This is a genomic window from Blautia sp. HCP3S3_D9, from assembly GCF_052063845.1.
In the GTDB taxonomy this organism is placed as follows: domain Bacteria; phylum Bacillota; class Clostridia; order Lachnospirales; family Lachnospiraceae; genus Blautia_A.
In genome coordinates this window covers 1-9,209 of sequence record NZ_JBQHWS010000134.1, presented here as the reverse complement: position 1 = coordinate 9,209, position 9,209 = coordinate 1, and the positions used below count along the sequence as shown (strand labels likewise).

Here is a 9,209-nt window from a genome sequence, read left to right as displayed (position 1 = left end):
TCACAGACTGTCTCGTGGGCTCGGAGATGTGTATAAGAGACAGACTTCACGCCATCCGGAAGTCCGGCCGTATGGGGAGTTAGGATGACATGATTCAAGTCCCGCAGAGGATTATCCATACTTAAGGGTTCATCTTCATATACATCCAGACAAGCTCCGCCAATACTGCCCTGTTTTATTGCCAGTATCAGTTGATCCTGGTCAATGACCGCTCCCCTTGATGTGTTGATCAAGACTGCGTCAGATTTCATTTTGTCGAACGCATGAGAATTGATCATATGCCGCGTGCTTTCATTCAAAGGAATATGAATACTGACGATATCACTCTCACGGTAAATGCTATCCAGATCTTTTTGCTGTACACCGGCAATGTCAAACGGCTTATGGCTATAGCCCAGGACGTTCATATGAAAGGCATTACAATACGCCGCAACCTTTTTTCCTACATTTCCGAGGCCAATGATTCCGATCGTTTTTTCAGAAAGCTCTGCTCCCCTGTATTGCAGTTCTCCTTCATCCCGGTGAGCCTTTAGGAACGAATCGAGGTATGTGATGTTTTTATACCAGCAAAGAATGAAGGCCATCACATGCTCGGCAACCGCATTCGCATTCACGCCGGCAGCATTACAGACTTGAACGCCGTATCTGGTACAGTCTTCAAGATTTACATTGTCATACCCCGCACCTGTTTGGATCAGTTTTAGTCTGGGCGCTTTTTCCAGCAACGCTGCGTTGATTTTGATATGCTCCGGTATGAGCACGTCTGCGTCTCTTAATTCTTCTTCTGCTGCTTCATAAGGATGCAGAATTCTTACTTTCCACGCCTCCGGAAACCTATTGATTATCTGTTCTTTTGCTGCGTGAGGAAAACTTCCGATGATTGCGATTTTCATACAGCCACCTCCACAACTACCGATTTGTATCACTGTTCTCTCTCTATTTTATCAGATATCACCTACAGTTTCCATAGCTTCATTGCTCAAAACACTCCATTCACAAACCATTTAGCTATGTAAAAGGGACGGCTTCTCAGCCGCCCCTCAGGTCAACACAGTCTTAATTAGACAGGTTCATCATCCGATTCCGCTTCGTAATCCTCGTTTACATCCACTTCTTCGTCCTCGTCACCGTCATCCTCCGGCAGCTGGAGCGCGTCTTCATCCTCATCGTGATAATCCGCATCAGGGTCCGGTTGATTTTTCTTAGATGCAGGCTTTACGCCCTTCATCTTGATATAGAGATAACCGCCGACACCGGCTGCACCAATCACAAACAGAAGCAGCATAATCATCGGAAGCGGAGACGCTTTCTTCTGCTCGCTCTCTGTTTTCTGCTCTTCCGGTGCAGGCTCCGCCTCCTGCGGCTTTTCGGTTTCCGCAGGTTCCGTGACTTCCGGCTCCTTCTCCTGATACTTGGCGGCTTCCTCTTCATCCATCAGTGCAAGCAGATCGGCCTCATCCACCATATTCAGGAAATGCACATTCTGGTTACCGTCTTTATCGCGGTCGATAATCAGATAAAACGTGTTACCCGCCTTTGTCACCAGCGTAATGAACTGCTGGCTGGATTTATCTTCTTCCTCATCGATATCGTCCACCAGCGTCATATTTCCTTCCGGAGTCAAAGCTGTACTGAATTCCGTCTCATCCTCGGATGACATTCCGCTCTGCATCAGATCCAGAAACAGCTTCAGCGCATCTTCACTGAACATGCTGCTGTCTTTTGTGGAATCCGTGACATTCAGGTACTTTCCATGTGCATACCCGGTTTTGCCGTTGAAGTTCACCTTATACCAGTCACCGCATTTTTCGACAATCTCCACCGTATCGCCTGAATGCAGATATCCGATAATCTCCTGATCCATACCGGGACCGGAACGAAAATGCAGGCTGGTGATACCCGGCACCACTGTACCCATCTGCTTTCGAGACTTTTCGCTGCCGATGTTGTATTCCTTGCCGCCCACCGTAACGATCAGGTTCCCATCCGCATCCGTAGAAACCTCATAGCCATCCGGCAGCACCTGCATATCCGGGTCGATTTCGATGCTGTCGGTATTGTCCGTTTTCCCTGCATTTGCGCTTCCTGCTGCATCCGCTTCCTGCGCAGCGGTACTGACAGATGTGTTCTTCTGCACATCATCGCCCGTATAGGCAAACGCAGTAGTCGCAAAGGTTCCTGCCACCATCACGCTGGCAAGCAGCATTGCCATCATCTTTTTCATTCCATATCCTCCGTTTCTTTCTCGTCCAGTTTCATGTTTTCCGGGTTGGGAACCGCAGCCTGCGCCATCTGAATGATGACTGCCAGCTGTTCCGGGGTCAGGCTCTGGGCATGTACCATTTCACAGATTTCGCTGTTTTCCTGTTCGTGGTACTTTCTGTCCCATTCCTTTCTGCGCTCCTCCCACTCATCGCGTTTTCTGCGGGCTTTCTCCCGCTCCGCAGCAATCTTTTCCAGTTTCAAGCTCATATCGTTTCCTTTCCGGACGAATAAACGCCCTGTTTTTATCGAATTCTTCCCATACAGTAGTAATGCTGCCGCCAGTAGTTCGTCTCAATGGAAGCATAGGAAATTGGGTTGCCGCAGTGAATCATCATCCCGTTGCCGACATAAATGCCCACATGGGATGCGCCACTGGTGTTGTAGGTTTTCTGGAAGAAGATCAGGTCTCCGGGCTTTGCCTCACTCTTCGAGATAATGTCGCATTTTCCCATCAGACCGTTGGCCGTCTGCCTGCCTACATTCCAGCCATTGCCGCAGTGGTTGATGACCCAGCTTACAAAACCGGAGCAGTCAAAACTGGTACTCGGCGAGCTGCCGCCCCAAACATAGGGATAACCGAGATATTTCTCTGCTTCGGTAATCATCTTCCGGAATTTTTCATCCGTCAGAGCTTCGCCCGGAATGTCGTAATCCTGGTATTCTCCGCTGGAACCCGCGCCATCCGGCGTTGCAAAGGCTATGCCTGCAAACAGGTCATCCCGATTGCCCCGGCACTCCAGTGTGACTTCGTATCGTTGCAGCTGGTCATCTGTAAGGCCGGAATTTCTTGCAACATAGTCAACGCCCCGATTGAGCAGTGTTACATTGAGGATTTTATACTCATACTGTACCGTCACCTGATAGGTGTAGGTGTGTCCGGTTCCGGTGATTGGATTGTAGCGATAGCCCACACGGGTTTCTTTCCTTGTCCGGATTTCCACCTTTTCCTCCAACTTCAGCTCATACTGCGCTTCAAAAATACTCTGGAGCCGCGCCTGCACCTGGCTTCTCGTATAGTTTTCAAATTCTACGGTCAGCAGAGATGCAAGCTCATAGGGATTGTGACCAATCTCTGCCAGATTGTAGCGATACTCGTCATAGCCCGGATGGTCGGTTTCAATGCGGTCGATTTGTTTGCGAAGTTTATCTTCCAGCTTGGTATAATCCGTCTCCACGCCTTTCAAATCTTCATCTTCTGCCGTGTAGGAAGTCCCCAGCACCACATTGCCGCCGCCATTGATCAAGACGGAGCATGACGAAACCGCCCCGGCAATCACCAAAACAAGCAGTCCCACGGCTGCGATACCGATGATGATATGCGAGTGGCTCTGCACAAACTGAAATGCCTTTTCCGTTATACTGACAGTACCCTGCGCAGCTTTGGCTGTGCCAGATGCTGTGTTCTCCGCAGCGGCTGCACCTGCCTTCGCAGCGGCATACTCTTTTTTGATGGCCTGCTTCTGCCGCCATCGGGAAAAGAGATTGGAACCAGCCTGCGGATCAGACTTCATGCGTTCCGCAAAGATGGAATCTACGGCATCTTTATTTGCCTTTTTCTCCAACCGCTCCAGCTTTTTGTACTGCCGCAGCTTTCGACCATATTGGAACCGGGAACCAGCACGGGCTGCACCTTCCGCTGAGCCTTCGGTAAAATGCGCTGCCTCCACACCAGAATTATTATCCTGGTCGGCATTGCGCACACTCTGATGTGCCTTGGCTGAAAGTGCATCTGCCGCAAGATTTCCCGGCTTCTTTGGCTTTCCGCCTTTTTTCCCGGAAGCTGCTGCATTCTTTTTCGCTTTTACTTCCTGCTCTGATTTCAGCTTCTTACTGCGCATCTTAGCAAGATCGGCCTCGTGACGAATCTGCCTTCGGTGTTCCGCTTTTTTCTTGTTGCTGTCTCCCGTACTGCTATCGGCGGCTTTGTTCCTGGAATCGCGAAGGGTGTTCTCCGCACCCTCGCGCTCCTGCCGCAGCTTGTCTCCGAGATTCGGATTTTTCTTGCCAGCCATCGCTTACACCCCCTTTACTTCCTGCACTTCGGTTAATTTTGTCGTCATAATCCGGTACAGTTCCAGATCGGTCGGGAAACGATCAACGAACGGCAAAATCACATTTCCATAAAACAGCAGTCCTTCACCTTCACCGGAGTGGGTCACATAGGACAGCTGGTGTGGGCTGATATTCAGCTGATCCGCCAGAATTTGACGGTCACCGGCTGCCTGATTCAGCATATAAATGAAGTCGCTGTTCTCAAAAATGTTTGTCACTTCGCGGGAAGAAAGCAGATCTTTTACGTTCTGGGTGATGCCGGTGGGAATACCACCCCATTTACGGAATCGCTTCCAGATTTCCACGCTGTAAGCCGCTGTCTGCTCTTCTTTCAAAAGCAGATGGAACTCGTCCATATAGTAGCGGGTGGCTTTACCGGCGTTACGGTTGGCGGTTACACGCCCCCAGACCTGGTCCTGCACCACCAGCATCCCAATCTTTTTCAGCTGCTTGCCCAGCTCCTTGATGTCATAGCAGACCAGCCGGTTATTGATATCTACGTTGGTGCGGTGGTTAAACAGGTTCAGGGAACCGGTCACATAGATTTCCAGTGCCGTTGCCACATGGTGTGCCTCCTTTTCATCCTGCCGGAGCAGTGCCTCATACAAGTCTTGCAACACCGGCATGTTCTCCGGCACCGGATTCTCAAAATAGGTCTGGTAAATCTGATGAACGCAACGGTCGATAACCGTCTTTTCTACCGGCTGCAATCCTTCTTTGCCGCCCACGATCAGCTCGCACAGGGACAAGATGAAATCTGCTTTCAGGGCAATCGGATTATCTTCTTCCGAATAATTCGCGTTGATGTCCATCGGGTTGATATACTGCGTGCTGGAAGGGCTGATCTTAATGACCTGCCCCTCAAATTTCTGCACCAGTGCCGTGTACTCGGCTTCCGGATCGCACACAATTACATCGTCATCCGTCACCAGAAACGCATTGGCGATTTCTCGCTTGGCAGAGAAGGATTTACCGGAACCGGGAGTACCCAGAATCAGCCCGTTGGGGTTTTTGAGCTTTTTCCGGTCAACCATAATCAGGTTGTTGGACAAAGCATTCAGCCCATAGTACAGAGCCTCTTTCCCGGTCTGAAACAGCTCCTGGGTGGTAAACGGCACGAAAATTGCCGTGCTGCTGGTAGTCATGCTGCGCTGAATCTCAATCAGGTTCTGTGCCAGCGGCAGGCAGCTCATCAGCCCCTGCTCCTGCTGAAAGTCCAGACGGCGCAGGTTGCAGTTGTACTTCTGCGCGATACTGGAAGCTTGAAACACATTGGTTTCCAGCTCCTGCTCCGTCTCGCCGGTGTTCATCACCAGAAAGGTCAGCAGGAACATACGCTCATTCTGGCTCTGCAATTCCTTCAGCAGTGCCTTTGCGTCCTTGCCGTAAGTTGCCAAATCTGACGGAATGATGTCCATATCGTATCCGGAACGGACAGCTTTCTTCTGTTCCTCAATCTTGGAACGATCCAGCTCCGTAATGGTGTGCTTGATGGATTTGATTGCTTTATTCTGGTCTACCGACTGAATGTGCATAGTCACGATCTGGCTGGATTCCATATCCAGAAAATCCTTCAGCAGCTGATCCGACAGGTCGGAAGCCGTGATCTGGAGATAGGACATGGAACCATACATCCCGCCCATCTGAAAAATACGGTTTTTCGGAAAGGCAAAACCGGTCGGCGCAATAAAATCCTTTACCGACAGCCCGCTCTCTGGCAACCACTTCCAATCGAAATTGAATCGGTCATGGTCCCCCATGTGGAACATATCGTGCATCAGATGAAGCCGTTCCTTGCCGTTCAGCAATTTTGCCCGGACACCCAAGCGTTTGAAGTTGTTCATCAGATCGATCTCAATGTGAATGAGCCTCGGCTTTGCCTGTTTCATGGATTCCGCTTCAATGCCAAACGTCAGGTACTTCGTCTTGGTCAGGCCATTGTTGCCCTGGGCAAGCTGGCGGCGCAGCATGGTGCTGTACTCCGTGCGCACCGGATTGAAATGATCCTTCTGATACGGGATACGCACCATCTTCTCAAAATTCGAGGCATCCGTAGCCATATTCATAAAAGAAAGCTCAAAGCGGATGCTGGAATCAAAGAAGTTCAGGAAGCTGCACCATTCCTCAAAGATAGCCGTCTGATCTTCCTGCTGCGCCAGCTGATAATTGATATCCTGAAACTGAATGGTTTTGGTATAGTAGTTGTCCGTTACACGGCAGATACCATCCGGGAACATCCGCTGAAAGGGAATGCTCTCCTGTGCCGAGTGCGGAACCGTGCGGTCACCCCTTGCACGGTCAATCACCGTCTGCACTTGCTTTTGCTCTGCGGCTGACAGATGAGACGGCATTCGGATGTCATCCTGCTTTTTATTCTTCGCTGTCAGCTTTTCGAGAATTTTGAACAATGCGATTTACCTCCATTTCCACGTCTGCCTGCTGAACCAGCAGTGCATAGTAATTTTTTGTTTTGTAAGGCCGCGTTTTGGGTCGCTTGAACTTCGCCTCATAGAAGTGCTTTGCCACCACTTCCAGCGGCTGACCGTCTTTCTCGTACATGGCAAGAAAGAAAAGCGGCAGCATCACTGCCATCATGCCAAGTGCGGCAAGACTCAGATTCCCACTGGATTTGAGAAAAAAGAAAACCGGAACGCCAATCAGCGCACCGGCTCCGAAGCAGAGAATCTGCCGTTTGGTCAGATTCATAAAGACCTTGGTTTTGACCTTTGAAAGGTCACGCGGCACAGAAATATAAGATGCCATGAATCATTCCTCCTCTATTAGTGCGCTGCAAATACGGATTTCGCGAGGCTCCCCGTCTTAAATAGGGTAAATGCCAGCAAAACCGTATAGCCCATAACGCCCCAAATGCTGCTGATGATGTTATCCGAAAAGGACAGGTTCTGAATCAGAACTGCATAGATGCCCACACAGATCATGATAAGAAAGCCCTGGAATCCCAGTGCAAACAGGGAGCGCAGATAGTTTTGACCGGTATGGCTCTGCTCATGGTTTCCAAAGGTTGCAAACGGAATCGGCGCAAGGCTCACCATGAGATATATTTCCACCATTCGGCCATACACGATGACAAAGATGATAGCCGACAACGCCAGCATCGTGACCTGAACCACAAAGGTCTGCAAATACAGCCCCAACAGCGGTCCCAAGTCCATCCCTTCCAGTGTGGCCTGCATCGCTGTCAGGGTCGCATCGCTGACGGACGTACTGCCGGAAATCAGACCGCCGCTTCGGGAAATCACTTGCTGCGTTACATCAAAGACAGCCATCGTGATATTGAATGTGTTCGAGATCAGGGTCACTGCCAGAAAGGTCTTAAAGACCCATTTGAAAAATGTCCAGGTCTCGAAATTTGCCAGATTGTTATGCTCAATGAGCATCTGGATCAGCTCATAACAGGCGATGAAAGTCAGCACCATTCCGGCAATGGGCAGGATCACGGATTCCGAGATGTTGCGGATCATAGAAAAGACCGCAGGTGAAAAGTTCGCCGGTGTGGTTCCCACATCGCCTGCGATCTGTCCAACCTGCTGGTTGACCGAATCAAACATCCCTGAAAGATTTCCCATGATGCCGCTGATGATCATGCTCTTGAGCCAATCTGTGATCTGTTCAAGGATACTCTGCATGAGCCGCCTCCTTCCTTACGCAAACACGCCGAACAGCTTCGCCATCCTGGACAGAAGCATGAACAACTGTGAGAAAAGAGACAGTGCCGATGCAGTTGTAGTAAGAAACGCCATAGATTTGTCCTCCTGTAACTTGTCCGGCCTATCAGCCGGTGCGATTCTAAACTGTGGTTCTGCGCCATACTTCCAACATGTGCACCTGCCGGAGAGCGCAGAAAATAGCCAGCTGCGGATATTGTCTGCATCTGACTATGTAACAGGCAGCTTTCGCCGCCCGGTCGGAATCTTCGCTCCGACAGCTTTTGTTTAACCGAACAGACCGGAAAGCAGCGGCACCAGAGTTGTGCCGATCAGTGCAACGCCGCCGCCAGCCATGAGCTGTTTCATGCCCTGAGACTTAGCACCAGGGTTGTCGTTGCCGTAACCCTCCAGCAGGTTGATTGCTCCCCAGATACCGAGACCGGCACCCAGTGCGATGACGAGGGTCTGAAGAACGGTTACTGCGCTGTTGAAAAATGCCATAAATGTGTACCTCCTTGAAAACATGAGATGTTGGTTGTCATGCCTGCTTCGTCCGTGCGCATCAAACGAATCCGGGCAGAAAAATAGCCAGACTTCTGTTGATCAGGCAGAGGTCTGGCTATGTAAAGGCAGCTCTTACTGCCGTTTTGTTATCTCTATGTTGGCTCTTTTCCTGATTTTTCTGAGAGCCTTGCTGATAATCTGCCGCATACGCAGTTCTGTTACCTCGAACTCATCAGCAATTTCTTTGCGTGTCATCTTATTTTCAATGTAGTACATCTGAATGACTGCTCGTTCTCTTTCTGTCAGATGGTCATACTTCAGGACATCTTCAGTTACTCCATCTACCTGTAAATCGTGGAGAATATTTTCTGGATATGATCGTTTTCTTGCCATGCTTCTTTTCCTTTCCATTCCATTTCAAATTCATATAGGAGCTATATGTAACGGGCAGCGTTTGCCACCCGCCGAGTGTTATCACCCGAATTAGGCTATTAACCGAACAGGCCAGAGAGCAGCGGTACGAGAGTCGTGCCGATAAGGGCAACGCCACCACCAGCCATCAGCTGCTTCATGCCCTGGGACTTGGCACCGGGGTTGTCGTTGCCGTAGCCCTCCAGCAGGTTGATGGCTCCCCAGATACCGAGACCGGCACCCAGTGCGATGACGAGGGTCTGAAGAACGGTTACTGCGCTGTTGAAAAATGCCATAAATGTGTACCTC

11 protein-coding genes are annotated in these 9,209 nt (G+C 50.2%); 1 reads left to right on the top strand and 10 read right to left on the bottom strand.

What is annotated here, in order from left to right:
- The 7 genes from ACTNES_RS17525 to ACTNES_RS17495 all read right to left on the bottom strand — a co-directional run.
- Positions 1-893: NAD(P)-dependent oxidoreductase (locus ACTNES_RS17525; RefSeq protein ID WP_441040228.1), on the bottom strand; the 893-nt coding region annotated here is incomplete at its 3' end.
- Positions 894-1,060: 167 nt separating this feature from the next.
- A complete protein-coding gene (locus ACTNES_RS17520) occupies positions 1,061-2,224 on the bottom strand; it encodes a CD1107 family mobile element protein (RefSeq protein WP_441040227.1) in 1,164 nt (387 codons plus the stop codon).
- Entirely contained in the window at positions 2,221-2,472 is a 252-nt protein-coding gene (locus tag ACTNES_RS17515) for a DUF4315 family protein (protein WP_117963957.1), read from the bottom strand. Before ACTNES_RS17515 ends, ACTNES_RS17520 begins: the two co-directional genes overlap by 4 nt.
- Positions 2,473-2,507: 35 nt before the next feature.
- Positions 2,508-4,277, bottom strand: coding sequence for a CD1108 family mobile element protein (locus tag ACTNES_RS17510; protein WP_441040226.1), 1,770 nt, complete (start codon positions 4,275-4,277; stop codon positions 2,508-2,510).
- A gap of 3 nt (positions 4,278-4,280) precedes the next feature.
- A complete protein-coding gene (locus tag ACTNES_RS17505) occupies positions 4,281-6,668 on the bottom strand; it encodes a VirB4-like conjugal transfer ATPase, CD1110 family (RefSeq protein WP_173745129.1) in 2,388 nt (795 codons plus the stop codon).
- Positions 6,669-6,687: 19 nt separating this feature from the next.
- Entirely contained in the window at positions 6,688-7,080 is a 393-nt protein-coding gene (locus ACTNES_RS17500) for a PrgI family protein (protein WP_238078495.1), read from the bottom strand.
- A 17-nt stretch (positions 7,081-7,097) separates the two neighbouring features.
- Positions 7,098-7,964, bottom strand: coding sequence for a VirB6/TrbL-like conjugal transfer protein, CD1112 family (locus ACTNES_RS17495; RefSeq protein WP_238078496.1), 867 nt, complete (start codon positions 7,962-7,964; stop codon positions 7,098-7,100).
- On the opposite strand from ACTNES_RS17495, the gene ACTNES_RS17490 reads away from it, so the two are divergent.
- Complete coding sequence (locus tag ACTNES_RS17490; RefSeq protein WP_441040225.1) at positions 7,963-8,274, top strand: hypothetical protein; 312 nt, start codon at positions 7,963-7,965, stop codon at positions 8,272-8,274. The two genes, ACTNES_RS17495 and ACTNES_RS17490, sit on opposite strands and share 2 nt — an antisense overlap.
- On the opposite strand, the gene ACTNES_RS17485 is transcribed toward ACTNES_RS17490, so the two are convergent.
- The 3 genes from ACTNES_RS17485 to ACTNES_RS17475 form a co-directional block, all read right to left on the bottom strand.
- Positions 8,271-8,486, bottom strand: a complete 216-nt coding sequence (locus tag ACTNES_RS17485) for a Maff2 family mobile element protein (RefSeq protein WP_002576404.1) — start codon at positions 8,484-8,486, stop codon at positions 8,271-8,273. The genes ACTNES_RS17490 and ACTNES_RS17485 overlap by 4 nt on opposite strands.
- Positions 8,487-8,621: 135 nt before the next feature.
- The gene (locus tag ACTNES_RS17480; protein ID WP_441040224.1) at positions 8,622-8,882 is read right to left on the bottom strand and encodes a sigma factor-like helix-turn-helix DNA-binding protein; all 261 of its coding nucleotides are present in this window, start codon (positions 8,880-8,882) and stop codon (positions 8,622-8,624) included.
- A gap of 98 nt (positions 8,883-8,980) precedes the next feature.
- Positions 8,981-9,196, bottom strand: a complete 216-nt coding sequence (locus ACTNES_RS17475) for a Maff2 family mobile element protein (protein ID WP_002576404.1) — start codon at positions 9,194-9,196, stop codon at positions 8,981-8,983.
- Positions 9,197-9,209 lie beyond the last annotated feature (13 nt).

Coding starts and splice junctions, on each gene's coding strand:
- ACTNES_RS17500 (WP_238078495.1), bottom strand. CDS start 7,080: ATGGCATCTTATATTTCTGTGCCGCGTGACCTTTCAAAGGTCAAAACC.
- ACTNES_RS17480 (WP_441040224.1), bottom strand. CDS start 8,882: ATGGCAAGAAAACGATCATATCCAGAAAATATTCTCCACGATTTACAG.
- ACTNES_RS17515 (WP_117963957.1), bottom strand. CDS start 2,472: ATGAGCTTGAAACTGGAAAAGATTGCTGCGGAGCGGGAGAAAGCCCGC.
- ACTNES_RS17485 (WP_002576404.1), bottom strand. CDS start 8,486: ATGGCATTTTTCAACAGCGCAGTAACCGTTCTTCAGACCCTCGTCATC.
- ACTNES_RS17475 (WP_002576404.1), bottom strand. CDS start 9,196: ATGGCATTTTTCAACAGCGCAGTAACCGTTCTTCAGACCCTCGTCATC.
- ACTNES_RS17520 (WP_441040227.1), bottom strand. CDS start 2,224: ATGAAAAAGATGATGGCAATGCTGCTTGCCAGCGTGATGGTGGCAGGA.
- ACTNES_RS17510 (WP_441040226.1), bottom strand. CDS start 4,277: ATGGCTGGCAAGAAAAATCCGAATCTCGGAGACAAGCTGCGGCAGGAG.
- ACTNES_RS17495 (WP_238078496.1), bottom strand. CDS start 7,964: ATGCAGAGTATCCTTGAACAGATCACAGATTGGCTCAAGAGCATGATC.
- ACTNES_RS17490 (WP_441040225.1), top strand. CDS start 7,963: ATGAGCCGCCTCCTTCCTTACGCAAACACGCCGAACAGCTTCGCCATC.
- ACTNES_RS17505 (WP_173745129.1), bottom strand. CDS start 6,668: ATGCCGTCTCATCTGTCAGCCGCAGAGCAAAAGCAAGTGCAGACGGTG.